The organism is Nocardia sp. NPDC059154, from assembly GCF_042755705.1.
In the GTDB taxonomy this organism is placed as follows: Bacteria; Actinomycetota; Actinomycetes; order Mycobacteriales; family Mycobacteriaceae; genus Nocardia.
Window position 1 is genome coordinate 58,550 of the sequence record NZ_JBHZCS010000034.1, and the last position, 20,911, is coordinate 79,460.

Genomic DNA, 20,911 nt, shown 5'->3' on the forward strand with positions numbered 1-20,911 from the left:
AGCCGGTCGGAGCCCGGTTCCGGTCGGCTGCCCAGCAGCGGTGCCACAGCCCTCGGTACAGTCGAGGGCATGTGTGCGCCGTTGCCGACATTGTGCGGGAAGCCGGTGGCGACGGATCGGGCGCTTGTCATGGCGATCGTGAACCGGACGCCGGACTCCTTCTATGACCGAGGCGCGACGTTCAGCGACGAGGCCGCTATGCGGGCCGTCGACCGGGCCGTCGCCGAGGGCGCGGATCTGGTCGATATCGGCGGGGTCAAGGCCGGTCCGGGCGCCGAGGTGGACAACGTCGAGGAGGCCCGCCGGGTGGTGCCGTTCGTGGCGGCCATCCGCGAGCGCTACCCGGATCTGCTCATCAGTGTGGACACCTGGCGTGCCGACGTGGCCCGGGCCGCGGTCGCCGAGGGCGCGGATCTGATCAACGACACCTGGGCGGGGGCGGACCCGGATCTGGTCGGCGTCGCCGCCGAACTGGGCGTAGGAATTGTGTGCTCACACACCGGGGGTGCGATTCCTCGGACCCGTCCGCACCGGGTCCGGTACACGGATGTGGTGACCCAGGTCACCGAGACGGTGGTGGCCGCGGCCGAAAATGCTGCGGCGGCAGGGGTGGCCAAGGACTCGATTTTGATCGATCCGACCCATGATTTCGGCAAAAACACCTATCACGGGCTCGAATTGTTGCGTGCGATAGACGTTCTTGTGAAAACCGGATGGCCCGTCTTGATGGCGCTGAGCAATAAGGATTTCATCGGAGAGACTCTTGGTGTCGTCGAGCTGTCCGAACGATTGGAGGGCACATTGGCAGCGACTGCTTGGTCGGCCGCCGCGGGTGCTCGCGTCTTTCGAGTGCACGAGGTGGCTCACACCCGCCGGGTGGTGGACATGATCGCCGCCATCCAGGGTCACCGCCCACCCGCCCGTACCCTGCGAGGTCTCGCATGAAAACAGACTGGGTGAACACCAACACCTTCGACAGCCCCGACTGGACGGTGGCGGAACTCACCGCCGCCAAGGGCGACCGCACCGTCTCGGTGGTGCTGCCCGCCCTCAACGAGGAAGCCACCGTCGCCGCCGTGGTGGCCAGCATCCGGCCCCTGCTCGGCACGCTGGTGGACGAACTCGTCGTCCTCGACTCCGGGTCCACCGACGCCACCGCCGCCCGTGCACGGGCGGCCGGAGCCACCGTGGTGACCCGCGAACAAGCCGTCCCCGAACTCGACCCCGTACCCGGCAAGGGCGAATGCCTGTGGCGCTCGCTGGCGGTCACCAGCGGCGACATCATCGCCTTCGTGGACTCCGATCTCATCGACCCCGACCCCAACTTCGTCCCCAGGCTGCTGGGCCCGCTGCTCACCGTCGACGGCATGCACCTGGTCAAGGCGTACTACCGCCGCCCGCTGCGCACCGGCGAATCGGTGGACCACCACGGCGGCGGCCGCGTCACCGAACTGGTGGCCCGCCCGCTGCTGGCCGCGCTGCGGCCCGAACTGTCGAATGTGCTGCAGCCCTTGGGCGGTGAGTACGCCGGCACCCGCGAACTGCTCACCTCGGTACCGTTCGCGCCGGGCTACGGCGTCGAAATCGGGCTGCTGCTCGACACTTACGACATGCTGGGCCTGTCCAGCATCGGCCAGGTCAATCTCGGCGTCCGCCAGCACCGCAACCGCCCGCTGGCCGACCTGGGCGTCATGAGCCGCCAGATCCTGGGCACCGTCCTGGGCCGCAGCGGAATTCAGGACTCCGGCGCAGCCCTGACCCAGTTCCCCATGGTCGCAGGCGAATTCATCGCCCACGCCACCGAAGTCTCGCTGGCCGACCGACCCCCGATGAACACCCTCCGCCCGGAGGAGGCCGCCGCCTGACCTCGAGGGGCCGGGCGGCGGCGCACTGCCCTCGCCCGCGCCACCTCGCTGGATTCCGTTGCGCGCCATCATGTCGGCCATGGATCCGGCTAGCGGTCGTGGCGGTAGATCGGCGTCAGCAGGTCGGCCTCGATCGGTTCGCCGGTGGAGCGGTCGTACCGGACACCGACCACCGCCGAGAACGGATGGGTGCTCGCGCGCTCGTGCAGGGTCGCGAGTCTGGTTGCCAGCAACCGGATCGCGCCCAGCGAGGCGGGCGGGTGCAGGCCGTCGATGACCAGCACGCTGCCCTTGCCGTCCGGGCGGGGGAGGCGGGCCAGGTAGGCGATGTCGTAGGGCTCGGTGCCGCCCGGGCGGTAGACGCGGCGGGCGGCCCGGTCCTCGATGCCCCGGCGTACCCGCCCGGCGCGCGCCACCGTGCGGCGCAGGCGCGGGTCCGCGGCCACGAGATACCGCAGACTGGGCGACAATTCGGGCCCGCCGAGCACGATCAGGCCGTCCCGGTCGAGGTCGAGTGGACGGCCCGGCAGGAAGCGCTGGACATTGGCGGTGAAGCCGAGTTCCCGCAGTAGCTCGACCAGCCGGTGCGGCGCCGCGGCATCGGGCGCACCCACGACGGCGATGGCGCGCGTCGTGCTGCGAACGTCCGGGGTGAGGATGGTGAGCGGCCCGTGCCCGAAGAACAAACCTTCCGGTACTGGCCCTTGAGTACTCACCTGGTGAATGCGGGCGCGGGAAAGTCCCGCGGCCGCACCTATTCTCGCGAACGTCCAGCCCTCGGCATGCAGTTCGCGGATGACGGCGCGGCGGATGCGAGTCAGCTCATTGATCTGCTGCTGCGCGGCTGCCACGCCTTCGGTGGCGGCTTTCAGGCGTTCGACCTTGTCCTCGATCGCGAATACCCGGGCCACCTCGTCGGCCGACATGTGCGCAGTCTAGATAGCTGGACAGCATCATGCGTCAAGTACGCTCGACATATTTGATCTCAAGTGGCGTCCGGATCCACCGGCGGACGTTCGTTGCGCTCCAGCGGTTTTTGTTCCTTCGGCATCGAAACCGGGCCGGATCCGCTGTTGGTGTAACCGTTTCCGCTGTTCGGGGAGCTCACCGGCTTGTCGAAACTGGTCAGGTCATTGAAGCTGTTCAGGATCGAATCGTCCCCGTCGAGCAGGTGTTTGGTGACCATGGATCGCGGATTCATACTGCGCAGTTCGTTCAACTGCTCCAACGGTTTCCGGATCTCGTCGAATTCCGGGCCGAGCTCACTGCGCAATTGCTGAGTCGCGCCGGTAGCGTAATCGCGCGCCTGTTTGAGAGCGTGCGCGGTCCAGCGAACGGCGCCGGGCAGACGCTCCGGACCCAGAATCACAAGTGCGGCGACGAGCAGAATGAGCATCTCGCCCCAGCCGATATTGCTGAACACAGTGTCTATTTTGCCTTCCGCTTCGCTCCAGGCGGTTCGCGGCCCTGTTACCCCGGTCTTCCCTCCTCCGCTCCTCCAAGGCGCAGGTCTATGGAGCCGTTCGCTCCCCCGCTCCGTCGGTCCAGACCGGGGCGGGCCGCGAACTCTGGGTCGTTCTATTTTTCAGGTGGTGTCCATCAGTCCGATTCCAGGGTGACCGGGACATCGACCTCGCGGCCGTCGCGAATCAGGCGCACCGTCACGGTCTGCCCGATCTCGTGCGACTGCACCGCAACCGTCAGTTCCTCCGGACCCGACACATCGCGATCGCCGACCTTCACGATCACGTCGCCCTCCACGATGCCCGCCTTGGCCGCCGGGCTACCGGCCTGCACATCGGCCACCGCCGCGCCGCTCATCACGTCATTGGCGACGATCTTGGTCTTGGCGCTGACTCCCAGCCGCGGGTGGTGCACCGAGCCGTCGCGGATCAATGCCTGTGAGATCCGCTTGACCTGGTCCACCGGAATCGCGAAGCCCAGGCCCACCGAACCGCCGCTCTCGGACTTGATGGCCGAGTTGATGCCGATCAGCCGGCCCTGCATATCCACCAGCGCGCCACCGGAGTTGCCGTGGTTGATGGCGGCGTCGGTCTGCACAGCGTCCAGGGTGGCATCGGTGTCGGTGCCCTCGCCGCCCACCTTCACCGGCCGGTGCAGCGCCGACACGATGCCGGAGGTGACCGTCTTCTCCAGGCCCAGTGGTGAACCCAGGGCCAGCACGTCGTCGCCGACCTGCACGTCATTGGAATTGCCGAGCTGGATCACCGACAGGTTCTTCACGTCGACCTTGAGCACCGCCAGGTCCGACTTGGTGTCGCGGCCGACGATCTGGGTCGGCACCCGCGAGCCGTCGGAGAACACCACATCCAGCTTGGCCTTGCCCGACTTGTCATTGGCGGCCAGCGATATCACGTGGTTGTTGGTGACGATGTAGCCGGCCCCGTCGATCACCACGCCCGACCCTGTGGATCCGGTGTCGCCCAGCCACGCCCGGACGGTGACCACCGCGGGCATGACGGCATTGACCACCTTGGTGATCTGGTTGTGCGATTCGCTGGGTGCGGGCGCGGACTGCAGCGCCACCTTGCGTGAGGTCAGCGCGGAGGCCGACGAGCCGGTGAACGCCCCGACGAACCCGCCGAGCAAACCGATGACCGCCGCGATGACCGCGAGCAGCGCCAGCGCCTGCCAGGACACCCGGCCACCGAACAGCACCTCCCGCGCACCCAGCTTGGGTCCGGGCGTCAGCGCCTGCGGCCGGGCCTGCGCCACGGCCGGAGTGCCCAGGCGCGCGGCCGAATTCGGGTCCCGCCACGGATCGGCGGGCGCAGCCGGGGCGGTCGTCTCGGTCTTTGCCTCCGGGTCCCGCTGCAGCAGGTCGGTCGAACCCTCCGGACGGCCGAACGCCTCCGCCAGCACCGCGTCCGGCGGGCGATTCTGAATCTCGGTATCCCCATGCGGCGCGACCCCGGCGGCACCCTTCGGTCGCGCGGCGAACGAGCCGTGCTGACCGTTCGGGCGGCGGAAGGCACGCGCGGTGTGGGTGTCCACATGTGGCCGCAGGACCGGCCGCGGCCCCAGCACCGGTGCGTCCGACGGCCTCAGGTTCCCCCGATTGGCCGCCGAATCGGAAACCGCATCCCGCTCGGGCCCCGGGCCCGTGTTCTTCGATTCGGTGGTCACGCTATGGACTCTACTTGCGCCACCACGAGGTCCACCGCCTGCTGTCGAACGAATCTTGGCGCAGGCCGAAGGAACTCATGCCGCGCGCCAGCGGACCCCGATCGCGGTCGGCGGGGTCGGGAGTCTGGTGATTGCCGCACTCCTGCAGCAACGCCCGCGGAATCCGGCTGAGCGTGTCGTGCAGGCTCAGCGGCGCGGAGATCTGATCCGAGGACTGCCGCAGCGCGATCCGGGCCTGCTGCTGGGCATCCACCTCGGCCGCGCACTCGCGGCACACGGAAATGTGGTGGGCGGCACGCAGGTACGCGTTCATCCGCAGCTCGCCGTCCACATAGGCGGCGATGGCCTCACTGGCCAGGTGCTCGGTGGGGGCGAAACGCGGGGGACGACGGTGCGGTCGGTCCTCGCCACTCATACGCTGCACACCCTTCCGGACGACTCGAGCTGTTCGGGCGACACCTGCCCGCGGGCGTGGTGTCCAGGAAGCGCGGGCGCAGTGCCCGCGGCTCACCCGACGTTTTCGGTGGCGGCGAATCGCCGCTCAATCCCATTATGCTCGAGGTGCTCGCGCAGTGCCTGACGTCCTCGGTGGATGCGGCTGCGCACGGTACCCAGCTTGACGCCCAGCGTCGCGCCGATCTCCTCGTACGACAGCCCTTCGATGTCGCAGAGCACGACCGCGGCGCGGAACTCCGGGGCCAGCGAGTCCAGCGCGGACTGCAGATCCGGATCCAGATTGGCGTCGTGATAGGCCTGCTCGGGATCCGGGCCCTCGGAGGGCACCCGGTCGTAGTCCTCCGGCAGCGCCTCCATGCGGATGCGGTTGCGACGGCGGACCATGTCCAGGAACAGGTTCGTGGTGATGCGGTGCAGCCAGCCCTCGAAGGTGCCGGGCTGATAGTTCTGCAGGGACCGGAAGACCCGGATGAAGGTTTCCTGGGTCAGATCCTCGGCGTCCTGCGGATCACCGGTGAGGCGGTAGGCCAGGCGATACACGCGATCGGCGTGCTCGCGGACCAGCTCGTCCCAGGTCGGCATGACGGAGCGATCGCCGGTGGCGTCGAAGGCTGCGGTCCCGGACAGGGCGGCCTCGTCGTCAGCGGGGGACAGGAGAAGGTCGCTGTCCAGCGTGGTGTCGCTGTCCAGCGGCTTGATCTGCGGGTGCAGAGTGTTGGCGTGTTCACGCGCCGCGTCGACCATGTGGATGGCGTTACCTCCTACTCGGGACCGTGGACCCGATATCGAGGACAACCAATCTGCTGGATCAGCTGTTCCCGATTCCGAGCCCGCGGTCGCTGGCCTGGCGTGAGCATTACTCTGGCGGGTCGTGATGAGGCCGCCGTATGCAGAGGCTGAGGGACACCTGAGAAAAATCGCCACACCAGCCGGTCACCGCCACGCCTTACCGCTGTATCGCCATTAGCCTCTACTTCGTGAGCCAGACTCCCGCGGCACAGAACCTGCAGCGCAACCTCGCCTACGTGGAGGAATCCGTCGCCGAGGACGACATCCTCGTCGGTGCGCGCGAGCGCGCCCTCGAACTCGGCGCGGCCCCGGTCGCGCCGGCGGTCGGCGCGCTGCTCAGCATGTATTCCCAGCTGCTCGGGGCGCGGGCCGTGGTCGAGGTCGGCACCGGGGCCGGGGTGAGCGGGCTGTGGCTGCTGGACGGCATGCGCGAGGACGGCACCCTGACCACCATCGACTCCGAGCCCGAGCATCAGCGCGCGGCCCGCGAGGCGTTCCGGTCGGCCGAGATCGCGCCGGCGCGCACCCGGCTCATCAACGGGCGGGCCCTGGATGTGCTGCCGCGGCTCGCGGATGGGGCCTACGACCTGGTCTTCATCGATGCCGCGCCGCTCGAGCACCCGCAGTATGTGGCGCAGGCAGTGCGGCTGCTGCGGGACGGCGGCGCGATCCTGCTGCACAATGCCCTGCTCGGGGGCCGGGTTCCGGACCCCGCCCAGCGCGACCCGCAGACCATGGCCGTGCGGGCGGCGACCCGCGCGATCGCCGAGGATCCGGATCTGACGAGTGTGCTGATCCCGGTCGGCGACGGGCTGCTCTGCGCTGCGCGTGGGTGAGATTCTGCGCCTTGCGCGGGTGAGGTTCTGCGCTTCGCGCGGGTGAAAACTCAACGCCCGGTGTGGAATTCGATTCCGCCGTGGGGTTCCGCGCGGCGATAGTCCGCGTGTCGACAACTGTGGTCGGAGAACCTTCCCGGCGCGGAAATTCTCCGGTGACGAAGTGCCCGGACGTCTGGATTTCGTAAATCCTCTCGACTCGAGCCGAAAGGCCCTTGCCTTCGACTTGAACACGTGTTTAAGGTATTAAACATGCGTTCAACCGACGATCTGACAACCCGGGCCCGGATTCGCGACGCCGCGATCACCGTGTTCGGGGAGCAAGGGTTCGGGGTCGGCGTGCGGGCCATCGCGGCCGCGGCGGGAGTCTCTGCCGGGCTGGTCAATCACCATTTCGGGTCCAAGGACGGGCTGCGGGAGGCGTGCGACGAGTGGGTCCGGGAAACGATCCGGGCCGCCAAGATGGAGTACATCGAGAACCCCTCGCCCGGCGGGCTCATGCGCCAGCTGGCCGAGATCGAGGAGTTCGCCCCGGGCATGGCCTACCTGATGCGCAGCTTCCAGGCGGGCGGGTCGCTGATGAAGACCTTCTTCGAGCACATGGTCGAGGACACCGAGCAGTACCTGCGCGCGGGCGTCGCGGGCGGGTCCATCAAGCCGATGCGCGACGTGCGGGCCACCGCGCGTTACGTGGCCACCAACAACGGCGGCGGCATGATGATGTTCCTGCAGCTCTACGCGGCCGAACAGCCGGGGCCCATCGACTTCCGCAAGGCGCTGCGCGAATACGCCGACCGGATGATGCTGCCCGCGCTGGAGATCTACACCCACGGCATGCTCGCCGATTCCACGGCGCTGGACGCATTGACCAGTGCTGAGCAATAACCCATCAACGTCGTTTTCCTACAAGGAGATTCGATGAACGTTCCTGCCAATCCCGTGATCGAAGTCCGGGATCTGCACAAGAACTTCGGGCAGGTGCGAGCCCTGGACGGTCTCGACCTCGAGGTCGCCGAGGGCGAGGTGCACGGTTTCCTCGGGCCGAACGGGGCCGGGAAGTCCACCACCATCCGCATCCTGCTGGGCATCCTGTCGCGCACCTCCGGTGAGGCCGTGGTGCTGGGCCGGGATCCGTGGAGGGACGCGGTCGCGCTGCACCGCGACATCGCCTATGTCCCGGGCGATGTCACGCTGTGGCCGTCGCTGTCCGGCGGTGAGACCATCGATCTGCTGGCGCGCATGCGCGGCGGGATCGATCAGGATCGCCGCGCCGAGCTGATCCAGCGTTTCGAGCTGGATCCGAGCAAGAAGGCGCGCACCTACTCCAAGGGCAACCGGCAGAAAGTGGCTCTGGTGTCGGCGTTCTCGTCGAACGCCCGGCTGTTCCTGCTGGACGAGCCGACCTCGGGCCTGGATCCACTGATGGAGCAGGTGTTCAACGAGTGCGTGGCCGAGGCGGTGGCGCGCGGCACCACGGTGCTGCTGTCCAGCCACATTCTGTCCGAGGTGGAGCGGCTGTGCGAGCGGGTGACCATCATCCGGGCGGGCAAGACCGTCGAGACCGGCACGCTGGCCCAGATGCGGCATCTCTCGCGCACCTCCATCACCGCCGAAATGGTCGGCAGTCCAGGCGATCTCAGCCGCATCCCGGGAGTCGAGGACATCAGCGTCGAGGGCAATACCCTGCACGCCCAGGTGGACAGTGAACACCTGGGTGAGTTGATCCGGGTGCTCGGCGACGCCGGTGTGCGCAGCCTGGTCAGCCAGCCGCCGACGCTGGAAGAGCTTTTCCTGCGCCACTATTCGCTCGATGGTCGGGCTCCGGCCGACGAGCGCGAGCGGGTGTCGAAATGACCGCGGTCACCGCCACCGCGCCCCGCGCGTTCGAAACGCCGTCATTCGCGGGGGATTTCACCGGGACCTGGCAGCTGCTGCGGCTGTATCTGCGGCGCGACCGGATCATTCTGCCGCTGTGGGTGCTGTTGCTGTCGCTGCCGCTGGGCAGTGTGTACATCAAGAGCCTCGAGAAGATCTACCACACGCCCGCCGACTTCCAAGGCTTCGCTGACGGCATCCTGTCGAACCCTGCCGAACTGGCGATGTACGGGCCGATCTACAACACCAGCCTCGGCGCCTCGGGCGTCTGGAAGGCCGGGATGTTCTTCACGCTCATCGGCGTGGCCACCATCCTGACCGTCATCCGGCACACCCGGGCCGACGAGGAGACCGGGCGTACCGAACTGCTGGCCTCGACGCGGGTCGGGCGGTTCGCCGGACTGACCGCGGCGCTGATCGTGGCCTACGGTGGCGCGCTGGCCACCGGGCTGATCGGATTCGCCAGCATCGCGAGCACTTCCGTGCCGCGCTCCGGCTCGCTGGCCTTCGGTCTGGCGCTGGCCGGGTCGGGCATCGTGTTCGCCTCGGTGGCCGCGATCGCCGCCCAGCTGTCGGCCGGCGCCCGCGTGGCGCGCGGTATCGCCTTCGCGGTGCTGGGTGCGACGTACACGCTGCGCGCAGTCGGTGACGTGCGTGCCGCGGCGGGCCCGACCAGCCCGCTCACCTGGCTGGCCCCGCAGGGCTGGTCGCTGCAGGTGCGGGCGTTCGCGGGCGATCACTTCGCGGTGCTGCTGCTGCACCTGCTCACCGCGACCGTGCTGACCGTCGTCGCGTATTACCTACTGGCGCACCGGGATACCGGTGCCGGCCTGATCGCGGAGCGGCCGGGCGCATTCGTGGCCGGGCCCGCGCTGGGCGGCCCGCTCGGACTCGCCTGGCGGCTGCAGCGCGGGACGCTGCTGGCCTGGACGGTCGGACTCGGGCTGTACGGGTTGATGATCGGCAGCGTGACGAACGGCGTCGGCAAACAACTCGGCAGCAGCCAGACCATTCGCGATCTGATCACCCGCATGGGCGGTTCCGAATCGCTGGAGAAGTCGCTGATCAGCTACGCGTTCACCATGGTCGCGCTGGGTGCGGCGGCCTACTCGGTGTCGGCGGCGCTGCGGCTGCACTCCGAGGAGAGCACCGCGCACGCGGAAGCCGTGCTCACCGGCGCGGTCTCCCGAACCCGTTGGGTGGCTTCGCATCTGACGTTCGCCCTGCTCGGACCCGCCCTGGCGCTCGCGGTGTCGGGCCTGCTCGGCGGCCTGATCTACGGTCGCGCCGCCGGTGACGTCGGTCAGAAGACCGGTCAGGTGCTGGGGGCCGCGCTGGTGCAGGTGCCTGCGGTGTGGACCTTCACCGCCATCACCGTCCTGTTGTTCGGTCTGCTGCCACGCTGGGCGACCGTGGCGTGGGGTTTCCTCACCGCCGCCATCGCGGTCTTCCTGCTGGGCTCGCTCGCGGGCGCACCCCAGTGGTTCCGCGATCTGAACCCGTTCGAGCACGCCCCGAAGGTGCCCGGCGAGGCGTTCACCGCCACCCCGCTGGTGGTGCTCGTGCTCGTGGACGTGGCATTGATCACGGTGGGGCTCATGGCATTCCGCCGCCGCGACCTCCGATCCGCCTAGCGCGACACCTCCGCGACCGCCCGCACCGGACCCGCCGGTGCGGGTGTTCGCGGTGACCCGGTGTGCCGGGTAGCGCCGCGTTCCGTCGCCGGCGAATCCTCAGTTGCCGGTGCGGGTACGGCGATCGGGCAGGGTGGGCGGTGCAGGGGCAGTGCTGAGGTCTGGATTCGCGTGGTGACGCGGTGGTACAGCAGAGGGGGATCGATTTTTGCTAGGAGGTGGGGGATATGTTCGAGGGACTGGCCCTCGGGGTACACCTACCGGCCGGATGGCTCTGGCCCGCACTGGTTTTCTTCGGCAGCATCATCTGCGTGGGGCTGCTGGTACTGCTACTGGTGAGCGGAGCCCGTTTCGACGACCACGCGTCGCGGTACGTGCCGACGACGACCAGTACGTGTGAACCGTTCTGCGGTGCGCGAACTCCGGTACCCGGGTATTCGAACTGAACGGTCGTATCGAGGTTTCCGGACCGTCGGCGCGGATACTCCACGGGAATAGTTCGACGAGTGGGGGTACCCATGGGGCAGCGGATCCCGGCCGTGGTCGGGTTGTACTTCCGCGAGGCCGGGCAGTGGCGGCGCATCGCCGAATTCCGGCTCGCCGCGGACGGTCGCGCCACCTTCCGGACGGTGGACCCGGTCGAAGGACTGGTCGCCCGCGTCTGGTACCACCAGGGCGTCGACATTCTCGGCGAGAACCGCACCGTGCTGCCCGAGGACGGCGCGGCCTTCCTGCGAGCGCTGCTGCAGCCGTTCGGTTTTCGCGACTACTGGTTCCGTGACGACAGTTCGCCGCGCAGCGGGCGCACCCGCACCGGGCACGCGGTCTCGCGTAGCGCGGCCGCGGTGCGCCCGGACGCCTGCGACAAGGACTGCACGGCAGCGGAGCCGGATTGCCGGTGCGCCGGGGATCGAGCGCCGGCCGATGTCACTCCGCAGCCGCACGAGGAGCGGTCGCACCGTCCCGTGTCCCGGCCCGCCGCCTGGCGGCTGCTGGACGCGGATGTCCTCCGATTCTGAAGCGCCGCACCGGATCCGCTACAGGCTGTTGGCCAGCAGCGCGTACTGCGCGGCCGCCTTCTTCTGGGCGTCGGAATCATTGGTCCCGTTCACCACGCCCACGTACTGCTTGTAGCTGACGTAGCAGCGACTCGGCGTCTTGTCCGAGGTGCGGTGCACGCACTTGACGTCGGGCACCTTGTCCGGCCCGCTGGTCGCGGACTCCTGCAGGTTGCTGATCATGCCGGTCACGAAATCCGTGCTCGCCTTGCCATCTCGCAGCCGGATGACGAAATTACCGTCGGCGCTGGACATCTCGTCGGCACCGCCATCGGACACCAGCTTGGTCCAGTAGGCCATGTCGTCGGAGGGCAGGATGAGCCAATTGGCCGGGAACACCGCGAAATTGTCGGGATCGACGGTTTTGTGGTCGCGGTCGGTCACCAGGGTGCGGGCCAGCAGGCGATCGGGATCGACCGGCAGCTGCGAGATCTGGTCGTTCGGGGTCTCCTGGAAGGCGTCCAGCGTCGGGGCCTGGGCGTCGAGGGTCTTCTTGGCCCAGGACAGCAGATCCTTCTGATCGGCGCTGGGGCGCAGGATGAACAACGAGATCACGAAGTCCTTGCGCGCCATGGTCAACCCGATGTTCGGCACGCCCGGCCGCCAGTGCGCGTAGGCGTCCGGATAGTCGGGCAGGGTGAGCTTCTGGTTCACGTTCAGCGCGACATTGAAGTCGGCGTCCTCGAGTTCGCGGGCGGCCAGCTTGGCATTGTCGGCGGACGGGAAGCGCAGCACGCGGGTGGTGATGGTGGTGCCGTTCGGATCCGGATTGTCGTTGACGTCCTCGCGGTCCGAGCCGCTGGCCGCGAAACCGGCCACGAAGCCGCGGTTGGTCAGCACGCTCTTGACCGCCGAGGACAGGTGGCTGACATTCACCACATCGTCGACCGTGGACAGCACCACGCCGCCGCGGCCGATATTGAGATGGGAGTCGATCTTCACCGCCGGGGCGATGGCCGCGGTCATGCGGATGCCCTCGAGGGTGTTGCCCTTGCCGCCGTTGTTGCGGTCGTAGGTGTAGCGGTTCACCGGATAGGACCCGGTGTCCAGGGTGCGGACGTCCAGCTCACCGGGAACCGGGGTGCCGGACCTACCGCATCCGGACAGCAGGGCGGTCAAGGCGAGGCAGGTGATGGCGGTGACGACACGTGCCGGACGGCGCATGGTGATCCCTCCCGCGCGGCCCGTCGGCGGCGGCGCTCCATGCACAGATTTTCGGACCAGCATCGGCCGGATGTCCACTCTTATCCGTGTCGCTCGCGCGGCCGGATGGATTGAAACGCCTGGTAGTCAGACCCAGATGCCCTTGCCGACGGTCACCACGCCGCCATTGCTCACCGCGAAACGCTCCCGATCCCGGTCCCGGTCCACGCCGATGATCTCGCCCTCGGTGACCACCACGTTCTTGTCCAGAATGGCGTGCCGCACCACCGCACCCCGGCCGATCCGCGCGCCCGGCATGAGCACACTGCCCTCCACCGTCGCACCGTCCTCCACCAGCACATTCGAGAACAGCACCGAATTGCGGACCGTCGCCGCCGACAGAATGCTGCCCGCGCCCACGATCGACTCCTGGGCCAGGCCGCCGCGGCCGAACTTGGCGGGCGGCAGATTCTCGGCCGCACCGCGAATCGGCCAGTGCTTGTTGTAGAGATCGAAGACCGGATCCACCGACACCAGATCCATGTGCGCCTCGTAGAAGGCGTCGATGGTGCCGACGTCGCGCCAGTAACCGCGGCTGCGCTCGGTCGCGCCGGGCACCACATTGGTGGAGAAGTCGTAGACCGCGGCCGCGCCCGACCGCACCAGGCTCGGAATGATGTCGCCGCCCATGTCGTGGTCGGAGTCGTTGTCGTCGGCGTCGGCGCGAATGGCGTCCACCAGCACCTTGGTGCTGAACACGTAGTTGCCCATGGAGGCGAAGGTGACATTCGGATCGTCGGGGGTGCCGGGCGGATGCACCGGCTTCTCCAGAAAGCCGATGATGCGGCCGGATTCGTCGGAATCGATGCAGCCGAAGGCGCTCGCCGTACTGCGCGGCACCCGGATGCCCGCCACCGTCACGCCCGCCCCGGAGTCGATGTGCGCCTGCACCATCTGCTCCGGATCCATCCGGTACACGTGGTCCGCGCCGAAGACCACGATGTACTCCGGGTCCTCGTCGTAGATCAGGTTCAGCGACTGCATGATCGCGTCCGCGCTGCCGGTGTACCAGCGCGGGCCCAGCCGCTGCTGCGCGGGCACCGGGGTGATGTACTCCCCGCCGAAGCCCGACAGCCGCCAGGTCTGGGAGATGTGCCGGTCCAGCGAATGCGACTTGTACTGCGTCAGTACGCAAATGCGCAGGTAACCCGCATTCACCAGATTCGACAGCACGAAGTCGATGAGCCGGTACGCGCCGCCGAAGGGAACCGCGGGCTTGGCGCGGTCCTTGGTGAGCGGAAAGAGTCGCTTGCCCTCGCCACCGGCGAGCACGATCCCGAGTACGTGCGGCTGGCTCCTCACACTCCTGAAACTACCGGTTGTGCCCGAACACGGAATGTCCAGCTGGTGCCGTGTTCATCGCGATCTTGCGGACCACCTCGGTTGGTTAGCCCGCGAGCTAACGTTTAGTTTGGACCGGTGAGTTACCGCGCGGATGGAGCTCGCGGACTGCGAGTGGCCATGATGACCCGCGAATACCCGCCGGAGGTGTACGGCGGGGCGGGGGTGCACGTCACCGAACTTGTGCCGCGGTTGCGGCGGCTGTGCGATGTCACCGTGCACTGCATGGGGGTCGCGCGCGCGGATGCCGTGGTGCACCAACCGGATCCGATGCTCTACGCGGCGAATTCCGCGTTGCAGATGATGTCCGCGCAGCTGCGTATGGCCGACGCCGCGAGCTTCGCCGACGTGGTGCACTCGCACACCTGGTACACCGGGCTCGCGGGGCATCTGGCCGGGGAGCTGTACGGGATTCCGCACGTGCTGACCGCGCATTCACTGGAACCGCGAAGGCCGTGGAAGGCCGAGCAACTCGGCGGGGGCTACCGGCTGTCCTCGTGGTCGGAACACAATGCCATGACCCACGCCGACGCCGTCATCGCGGTGAGCGCGGGCATGCGCGCCGATGTGCTAGCCGCCTACCCCGACATCGATCCCGCCAAAGTCCATGTGGTGCACAACGGCATCGACGCCGACGTCTGGCATCCGGGTGGTCCCGCGTCCGGCTCGCGGGACGTGCTCACCGAACTCGGCGTGTCCCAGGGGCGGCCCATCGCGGCATTCGTCGGGCGCATCACCCGGCAGAAGGGCGTCTCGCATCTGCTGGCCGCGGCCCGGCATCTGGATCCGGACATCCAGCTGGTGCTGCTGGCCGGGGCCGCCGACACGCCCGCCATGGAGGCCGAGGTGGCGGCGTCGGTGCGGGCGTTGCGGGCCGATCGCGACGGCGTGTTCTGGATCAAGGAGATGCTGCCCACCGAGCTGGTGCGGCAGGTGCTCGCGGCCGCAACGGTTTTCGTGTGCCCGTCGGTGTACGAGCCGCTGGGCATCGTGAACCTGGAGGCCATGGCCTGCGGGACCGCGGTGGTGGCCTCGGATGTGGGCGGGATTCCGGAGGTGGTGGTGCCCGGGGAGACCGGGCGGCTGGTCCACTACGACGAGACCGCGCCCCGGGACTACGAGCGCGGCCTGGCCCGCGCCGTGAACACCGTTGCGGCGGACCCGGTCACGGCCGCCGCGATGGGGGCGGCCGGCCGCGACCGGGCGATCGGCGCCTTCGACTGGAACCGGATCGCCGCGCACACCGCGCACATCTACGACCTGGTCCGCAAGGGATAGCCCGGCGCCGGTTCAGGCGGTCAGGGGAAACCGCATGAACACATCGGCCCGGTCATAGGGACTGGGCGGCAGCTCCGAGGGCGGCACGTGCACGAAACCCATGGCCTCGTACAGGTGCACGGCACTGGCCAGCCGCGCATTGCTGGCCAGGAAGAACTCCGTCGCGCCCAGATCGCGCACCCGCTCGATGGCGGTGGCCAGCACCACCCGGCCGATGCCGCGGCCCCGGAAGCGCGGCGAGACGGCCATTTTCGACAGTTCGAACACGCCCGGCTCCTCCTGGACCAGGGCGACACAGCCGACGGCCTCGCCGTCCAGCCGGGCGATCAGCACCTCGCCGCCGTGATCGACGATGGCCTGCGGATCGTCGAGGGTGGCCAGGTCGGCGGGCTCGACCGAGAAGATGGTCTCGATCCACTCCAGGTTCAGGTCCTTGAAGGCGCGGGCGTCGTCGGGCGAGGACATCGGCGCGACCACGATCGAATCGAGTTCCGGGGCGCGGGCTTCCGTCTGCTGAGTCACCAGGAAAGCATGTCGGACGTCGAACCATAACGTCCAATACTTGATAGCTGCGATCGATATGATCAACTTATGAACCCCGGTGTGGAGCTGCGGCACCTGCGCTACTTCCTGGCGGTCGCGGAGGAACTGCACTTCGGGCGGGCCGCCGCCCGCCTGCACATCGCCCAGCCTGCCCTCACCCAGCAGATCCAGCGCCTGGAAACCCTGCTCGGAACCCGGCTCTTCGACCGGACCTCGCGCACCGTCGCGCTCACGGCCGCGGGAATCGTGCTGCGCGAGCGCGCCCGCGCCCTGCTCGGTCACGCCGAACGCGACCTGGCCGAGGTCACCCGCATCGGCCAGGGCAGTCAGGGCACGCTCTACCTGGGCTTCGTCCCCTCGGTGCTGCCGCTCGAACCGCTGCGCGGGGTCCGCGAATTCCGTGAACGCTTTCCGCTCGTGCAGGTCGACCTGGTCGAAGGGTTCACCAGCCACCTGATGGAGCGCCTCGCCAACGGCACTCTCGACATGGCCATCGTCCGCGACCCCGACGAGCAACCCGGCACCGTCACCGTCCCTCTCATCACCGAGCCGTTCGTGGCGATCCTCCCCGCCGACCACCCCGACGCCGGACGCGCCACCCTCACCGGCGCCGAACTCGCCGAGAACCCGCTGGTCTTCTTCCCGCGCGCCGCGGGCGGACTCGCCTACGAGAAGAACCTCGCGCCGCTCCTGGAATCCGGCCGCCGCCCCCGCATCGTCCAGGAGGCCACCAACTGGACCATCATCCTCTACCTGGTCGCCGCGGGCCTCGGCGTCACCATCGCCCCACGCAGCGCCACCTTCACCGCCCCCGACTCGGTCCGCATCATCCCCCTCGCCGAAACCGACGCGGCCACAACGATTTACATCGCCACCCGGGCGGACGACACCCGCCCCCTGGTCCACAACCTCCTCGACCTGCTCCCGAACCGCCCGAAACCTCCGGAACCGCTCGGGCTCAGCGTGGGCGATACACCGAGATCGTGACCGACGCGGTCACCGGCATCGGATCAGGCAGGGCCGCAATCTGTTCCGCCCGCCCCTCGACGGCATGAAACGCCGACGGCCCCATGGCCGCCACGTTCGCCACATCCTCGTGCGAGAGCTCCATCGTGTACTCGACCGCATCGTGCCCCACCAGCTCGAACCGCTCCCCGAGCGATTCGGCGAGCCGATCCGCCTTGGCCGCATCCACACTCACCATCCCGAGCGGCTCGATCAGCTCACCCAGATGCCGCGAGGTCGGCGTCACCACCACGAACCGCCCCTCGTCTCCCAGCACCCGCGCCACCTCGTCCGCATTCCGCGGCGCGAACACCGACACCACCGCCCCCATCACGCCATCCCGCACCGGCAGCCCCCGCCACGCGTCCGCCAGCACCGACCCGCCCCGCGCATGCGCCCGAGCCGCCCGCCGCGCCGCCGCCTTCGACACATCGAGGGCGACTCCCCGAGCTCCCGGCACGGCATCCAACACGGCCGCCAGGTAATACCCGGTCCCCGCCCCGATCTCGAGCAGCGCCGGGCCGCCGCCTGCGGAGAGGAGGGTGGTGGCGAGTCGTGCTGCGGAGGCCGCAGTGACGGTCGTTCCGGGTGCGAGGGTTCCGGGGCGGAGGCGTCGATGCCGGGTCGGCGTGGCTGGGCCGGGTTTGCGTGGAATGTGGGAGCTCGCCGGGTCGGCGGCGCCACCGTGTTGCCGGGCTGCGGGTAGGTGCGTGGGCGAGGCGGCAGCCGTGGGGGAGTCCGCTCCGAATACTGCTGTGTCGGAATCAGTTAAGGGGCGGGGGGTGGCGTCGCGGTGGGGGAGGGCTGCTGCGACGGTCTCGGCCAGGGCGGCGGCGATGGGGGCGAAATGCCCTGCGGCTTGAAAGGCGGTGCGGGCGTCGAGCATGGCCGGGGTGTCGCCGGTCATTTTGGTGGACGCGCCGGTGAGGAGGCTGATGTAGCCCTGCTTGGCCAGGTCGAAGCTGTGGCCGTGCGGGCAGCGCAGGGTTCGGGCGGGCGGGTCGCCGGCTCCGGGGTCGGCGACGGGAGCCGTGAGGGGCAGGCCGCACTGTGGGCAGGCCAGCAGGTCGGCGCAGGCCAGGAGCCGTTCCGCGGGGGAGGGCTCGGCAGTGCCGACTGTGGGGGGATATGAGTTGTTGTTCACCGTGGTACCGGTAAGCCTGGGAGCCCCCGGGATTCTCGAGGGGGTTCGGGGGCGAAGCCCCTGAGAGTCCCGGGAGTTGGGCTCACCGGCACCGGCGAGTCGATCGATCAGCTGGTGACTTTGACGAGTTCGTCACCGAGCGCCGCGGCTTCATCCGGCGTGAGCTCGACGACCAGACGCCCGCCACCCTCGAGTGGAACCCGCATCACGATTCCCCGCCCTTCCTTGGTTGCCTCGAGGGGACCGTCCCCGGTGCGGGGCTTCATGGCCGCCATCCTCTGCTCCCTCCAGATCTGCGCGGTCTGCTGCGCACTTTCATGGAACTCCAGTTGTCACCAACCAGGCAGCCCGCCGGCATGTGGCGGGCTACACCATGCCCATTCTTCCCTATCGCGGATCGGGGCGGGTACCTGAGTTCCAAAAACCGACCGTCGTGGCGTTCAGCGAGTACCGACATTCACCCAGCAATCGGCGATGTGATCGTCTACCATCCCCGTCGCCTGCATGAGTGCGTATGCGGTCGTGGGTCCCACGAATTTGAACCCGCGTCGCTTGAGTTCTTTTGCGAGAGCGGTGCTTTCGGTTGTGACAGCGGGCACATCGGACATGCTCCGCGGGCGCGTGCGCGGGGCCGGGGCATAGGACCAGAGCAGGGCGTCCAGGCTCTCGCCGAGATCGCGGGCAACTCGCGCATTGTGGACGCTCGCCAGTATTTTGGCCCGATTGCGAACAATGCTGGGATCCGCCATGAGGCGTTCCACATCGGCGTCCCCGAACCCCGCCACCCGTTCGATCGCGAAGCCCTCGAATGCGGTCCGGAAGGCGGGCCGCTTCCGCAAAATCGTGATCCACGCCAACCCCGACTGAAACGCCTCGAGGCACATTCGTTCGAATAGCGCGTCATCGCCGTGCAGCGGTCGTCCCCACTCCTGATCGTGGTAATCCCGATAAAGCTGGGACCCCTCCGCCCATCCGCACCGAATCAGTCCCTCGGTGCTCGCGTCCGCGGTCACCGCGCGCCCGGCTCTTCGCCGTGCTCCGCCGGGACGGCCGGTTCGGCCGGAAGCACCTGGGGGACCGCCGCCTCGCTCGGCCCGGACTGCGAATTGGTGCCGGGCTCGGCGGTCGGCTCCGCCGCGGCCTCCGCTCCGGTCGCGCGGGCGAGTTCGCCCTCGAGTTCGTCGATGCGTGCGGCGAGCCGCGTCAGGGCCCAGTCCACCTCGCCCGCCTTGTACCCCCGGAACGCCTGCTGGAAGCGCAGCGCCCGCACATCGCGGCCGCTGATCCCCGTCGCGGGCAGCACGGTGACGGTCGTCCCCTCCGGCAGCGGCCCGAGCTCCTCCGACCGCCCGAAGATCGCACTGGCCACCAGGAACAGCAGCGCGGCGACCAATCCGACGATCAGCACGTACAGCAGCATCGTGAGCATGCCCCGAGCTTAGGGCCCGCCCGCAGCGCAGTCCGCCCGTACCCCTGGCGGAAACGCGCCCTCGAATTCCGCACTCCCCCAAGGGGAGAACAAAGTCAGAGAGCTCTCGGCGCGGGATTCGGGCGAATTCCGCGCTGAGAGCTCCCTGATCGCGATTGCTACAGGTGGCGGGTGGTGTCGATGGAGAGGGACATGCCGGCCAGGCCGCGACGGCGGACGGACAGCTTGTCGGCGATGTCGAGCAGGGCCTTGCCCGACGAGCTCTCCGGGGCGCGCAGCACGATGGGGGTGCCCTCGTCGCCGGCCTCGCGCAGCTGCTGCTCGATCGGGATCTGGCCCAGCAACGGGACATTCGCGCCGATGGCACGGGTCAGGTTGTCGGCCACGGTCTGGCCGCCGCCGGCGCCGTAGAGCTCCATGCGGGTGCCGTCGGGCAGATCGAGCCAGGACATGTTCTCGATGACACCGGCGATGCGCTGGCGGGTCTGCAGGGCGATGGAGCCCGCGCGCTCGGCGACCTCGGCGGCGGCCAGCTGCGGGGTCGTCACGACCAGGATCTCCGCGTTCGGAATCAGCTGGGCCAGCGAGATGGCCACATCGCCGGTGCCGGGCGGCAGGTCCAGCAGCAGGATGTCGAGGTCGCCCCAGAAGACGTCGGCCAGGAACTGCTGCAGCGCGCGGTGCAGCATCGGGCCACGCCACACCACGGGGGTGTTGCCCTGGGTGAACATGGAGATCGAGATGACCTTCACGTCGTGCGCGATGGGCGGCAGGATCATGCGCTCGACCTGGGTGGGCCGCTGCTCGGTGCCCAGCATGCGGGGCACGCTGTGGCCGTAGATGTCGGCGTCGAGCACGCCCACCGAGAGGCCCTTGGCGGCCATGGCGGCGGCGAGATTGACGGTGACCGAGGACTTTCCGACACCGCCCTTGCCGGAGGCGACCGCGTAGACGCGGGTGAGCGAGCCGGGCTGGGCGAAGGGGATGACCGGTTCCGCGGCGTCACCGCGCAGCTTGCGGCGCAGTTCGGTGCGCTGCTCGTCGCTCATGACGTCCAGCTCGACCGTGATGGCGCCGACTCCGGCCACGTCGGCGACGGCCTTCGTGACCCGTTCCTGGATGGCGGATTTCATCGGGCAGGCCGATGTCGTCAGGTAGATCACAACGTGGACACCGCTATCCGCGCCGACCTCGACGCTCTTCACCATGCCCAGCTCGGTGATCGGCTTCCGGATCTCCGGGTCGATCACCTTCGCGAGCGCGACCCGCACATCCGATTCCATAACCACTGGCATGCGCCCAAGTCTA

The 20,911-nt window shown here is 68.6% G+C and carries 23 protein-coding genes; 10 read left to right on the forward strand and 13 right to left on the reverse strand.

Annotated features, from left to right (window positions below):
• Nucleotides 1-69: 69 nt before the first annotated feature.
• Entirely contained in the window at nucleotides 70-945 is an 876-nt protein-coding gene (folP, locus tag ACFXN1_RS27500; RefSeq protein WP_379393966.1) for a dihydropteroate synthase, read from the forward strand.
• Nucleotides 942-1,865 (forward strand): glucosyl-3-phosphoglycerate synthase, encoded by a 924-nt coding sequence (locus tag ACFXN1_RS27505; protein WP_379441083.1) that lies wholly within the window; start codon nucleotides 942-944, stop codon nucleotides 1,863-1,865. Before folP ends, ACFXN1_RS27505 begins: the two co-directional genes overlap by 4 nt.
• A gap of 89 nt (nucleotides 1,866-1,954) precedes the next feature.
• Here ACFXN1_RS27505 and ACFXN1_RS27510 read toward each other — a convergent pair whose 3' ends face one another.
• The 5 genes from ACFXN1_RS27510 to sigE all read right to left on the reverse strand — a co-directional run bounded on the left by ACFXN1_RS27510 (nucleotide 1,955) and on the right by sigE (nucleotide 6,212).
• Nucleotides 1,955-2,791 (reverse strand): hypothetical protein, encoded by an 837-nt coding sequence (locus tag ACFXN1_RS27510; protein ID WP_379441085.1) that lies wholly within the window; start codon nucleotides 2,789-2,791, stop codon nucleotides 1,955-1,957.
• A gap of 59 nt (nucleotides 2,792-2,850) precedes the next feature.
• Entirely contained in the window at nucleotides 2,851-3,288 is a 438-nt protein-coding gene (tatB, locus tag ACFXN1_RS27515) for a Sec-independent protein translocase protein TatB (protein WP_379393970.1), read from the reverse strand.
• Between the two features lie 176 nt (nucleotides 3,289-3,464).
• Complete coding sequence (locus ACFXN1_RS27520) at nucleotides 3,465-5,012, reverse strand: S1C family serine protease (protein WP_379393972.1); 1,548 nt, start codon at nucleotides 5,010-5,012, stop codon at nucleotides 3,465-3,467.
• A 10-nt stretch (nucleotides 5,013-5,022) separates the two neighbouring features.
• On the reverse strand, nucleotides 5,023-5,427 hold the full coding sequence (locus tag ACFXN1_RS27525) for a hypothetical protein (protein WP_354833623.1): 405 nt from the start codon (nucleotides 5,425-5,427) through the stop codon (nucleotides 5,023-5,025).
• A 92-nt stretch (nucleotides 5,428-5,519) separates the two neighbouring features.
• On the reverse strand, nucleotides 5,520-6,212 hold the full coding sequence (gene sigE / locus ACFXN1_RS27530) for an RNA polymerase sigma factor SigE (RefSeq protein ID WP_379393974.1): 693 nt from the start codon (nucleotides 6,210-6,212) through the stop codon (nucleotides 5,520-5,522).
• Between the two features lie 233 nt (nucleotides 6,213-6,445).
• Here sigE and ACFXN1_RS27535 point away from each other — a divergent pair, with 233 nt between their 5' ends.
• The 6 genes from ACFXN1_RS27535 (at nucleotide 6,446) to ACFXN1_RS27560 (ending at nucleotide 11,621) form a co-directional block, all read left to right on the forward strand.
• A complete protein-coding gene (locus tag ACFXN1_RS27535; RefSeq protein WP_379379867.1) occupies nucleotides 6,446-7,093 on the forward strand; it encodes an O-methyltransferase in 648 nt (215 codons plus the stop codon).
• Between the two features lie 252 nt (nucleotides 7,094-7,345).
• Entirely contained in the window at nucleotides 7,346-7,978 is a 633-nt protein-coding gene (locus ACFXN1_RS27540) for a TetR family transcriptional regulator (protein WP_379441086.1), read from the forward strand.
• A gap of 33 nt (nucleotides 7,979-8,011) precedes the next feature.
• Nucleotides 8,012-8,947, forward strand: coding sequence for an ATP-binding cassette domain-containing protein (locus ACFXN1_RS27545; RefSeq protein WP_379441087.1), 936 nt, complete (start codon nucleotides 8,012-8,014; stop codon nucleotides 8,945-8,947).
• Nucleotides 8,944-10,602 carry an ABC transporter permease gene (locus ACFXN1_RS27550; RefSeq protein WP_379441089.1) on the forward strand — a complete coding sequence of 553 codons (1,659 nt, stop codon included), beginning with the start codon at nucleotides 8,944-8,946 and terminating at the stop codon, nucleotides 10,600-10,602. Before ACFXN1_RS27545 ends, ACFXN1_RS27550 begins: the two co-directional genes overlap by 4 nt.
• 227 nt (nucleotides 10,603-10,829) lie before the next feature.
• Complete coding sequence (locus ACFXN1_RS27555; protein ID WP_379441090.1) at nucleotides 10,830-11,048, forward strand: hypothetical protein; 219 nt, start codon at nucleotides 10,830-10,832, stop codon at nucleotides 11,046-11,048.
• A gap of 60 nt (nucleotides 11,049-11,108) precedes the next feature.
• Complete coding sequence (locus tag ACFXN1_RS27560) at nucleotides 11,109-11,621, forward strand: hypothetical protein (RefSeq protein ID WP_379441092.1); 513 nt, start codon at nucleotides 11,109-11,111, stop codon at nucleotides 11,619-11,621.
• An 18-nt stretch (nucleotides 11,622-11,639) separates the two neighbouring features.
• Here ACFXN1_RS27560 and ACFXN1_RS27565 read toward each other — a convergent pair whose 3' ends face one another.
• Both ACFXN1_RS27565 and glgC read right to left on the reverse strand, forming a co-directional pair.
• On the reverse strand, nucleotides 11,640-12,824 hold the full coding sequence (locus ACFXN1_RS27565) for a hypothetical protein (RefSeq protein WP_379441093.1): 1,185 nt from the start codon (nucleotides 12,822-12,824) through the stop codon (nucleotides 11,640-11,642).
• 126 nt (nucleotides 12,825-12,950) lie between these two features.
• The gene (gene glgC, locus ACFXN1_RS27570) at nucleotides 12,951-14,165 is read right to left on the reverse strand and encodes a glucose-1-phosphate adenylyltransferase (RefSeq protein WP_379379853.1); all 1,215 of its coding nucleotides are present in this window, start codon (nucleotides 14,163-14,165) and stop codon (nucleotides 12,951-12,953) included.
• A gap of 147 nt (nucleotides 14,166-14,312) precedes the next feature.
• On the opposite strand from glgC, the gene glgA reads away from it, so the two are divergent.
• On the forward strand, nucleotides 14,313-15,482 hold the full coding sequence (gene glgA / locus ACFXN1_RS27575; RefSeq protein WP_379441110.1) for a glycogen synthase: 1,170 nt from the start codon (nucleotides 14,313-14,315) through the stop codon (nucleotides 15,480-15,482).
• A gap of 12 nt (nucleotides 15,483-15,494) precedes the next feature.
• Here the strand turns inward: glgA and ACFXN1_RS27580 are convergent, their stop codons facing one another.
• A complete protein-coding gene (locus ACFXN1_RS27580; RefSeq protein WP_379441095.1) occupies nucleotides 15,495-16,004 on the reverse strand; it encodes a GNAT family N-acetyltransferase in 510 nt (169 codons plus the stop codon).
• A gap of 69 nt (nucleotides 16,005-16,073) precedes the next feature.
• Between ACFXN1_RS27580 and ACFXN1_RS27585 the strand changes: the two genes are divergently transcribed.
• Nucleotides 16,074-17,012, forward strand: coding sequence for a LysR family transcriptional regulator (locus tag ACFXN1_RS27585; protein WP_379441096.1), 939 nt, complete (start codon nucleotides 16,074-16,076; stop codon nucleotides 17,010-17,012).
• Here the strand turns inward: ACFXN1_RS27585 and ACFXN1_RS27590 are convergent.
• From ACFXN1_RS27590 to ACFXN1_RS27610, 5 genes are all read right to left on the reverse strand, one after another.
• Nucleotides 16,984-18,174, reverse strand: a complete 1,191-nt coding sequence (locus ACFXN1_RS27590) for a putative RNA methyltransferase (protein ID WP_379441098.1) — start codon at nucleotides 18,172-18,174, stop codon at nucleotides 16,984-16,986. The two genes, ACFXN1_RS27585 and ACFXN1_RS27590, sit on opposite strands and share 29 nt — an antisense overlap.
• A 107-nt stretch (nucleotides 18,175-18,281) precedes the next feature.
• Nucleotides 18,282-18,449, reverse strand: coding sequence for a DUF3117 domain-containing protein (locus ACFXN1_RS27595; protein WP_083869218.1), 168 nt, complete (start codon nucleotides 18,447-18,449; stop codon nucleotides 18,282-18,284).
• 165 nt (nucleotides 18,450-18,614) lie between these two features.
• Nucleotides 18,615-19,187 carry a DNA-3-methyladenine glycosylase I gene (locus tag ACFXN1_RS27600; protein WP_379441099.1) on the reverse strand — a complete coding sequence of 191 codons (573 nt, stop codon included), beginning with the start codon at nucleotides 19,185-19,187 and terminating at the stop codon, nucleotides 18,615-18,617.
• Nucleotides 19,184-19,603 carry a DivIVA domain-containing protein gene (locus ACFXN1_RS27605; RefSeq protein WP_379441100.1) on the reverse strand — a complete coding sequence of 140 codons (420 nt, stop codon included), beginning with the start codon at nucleotides 19,601-19,603 and terminating at the stop codon, nucleotides 19,184-19,186. Before ACFXN1_RS27605 ends, ACFXN1_RS27600 begins: the two co-directional genes overlap by 4 nt.
• 158 nt (nucleotides 19,604-19,761) lie before the next feature.
• The gene (locus ACFXN1_RS27610) at nucleotides 19,762-20,898 is read right to left on the reverse strand and encodes a P-loop NTPase (protein ID WP_354833649.1); all 1,137 of its coding nucleotides are present in this window, start codon (nucleotides 20,896-20,898) and stop codon (nucleotides 19,762-19,764) included.
• Nucleotides 20,899-20,911: the final 13 nt, after the last annotated feature.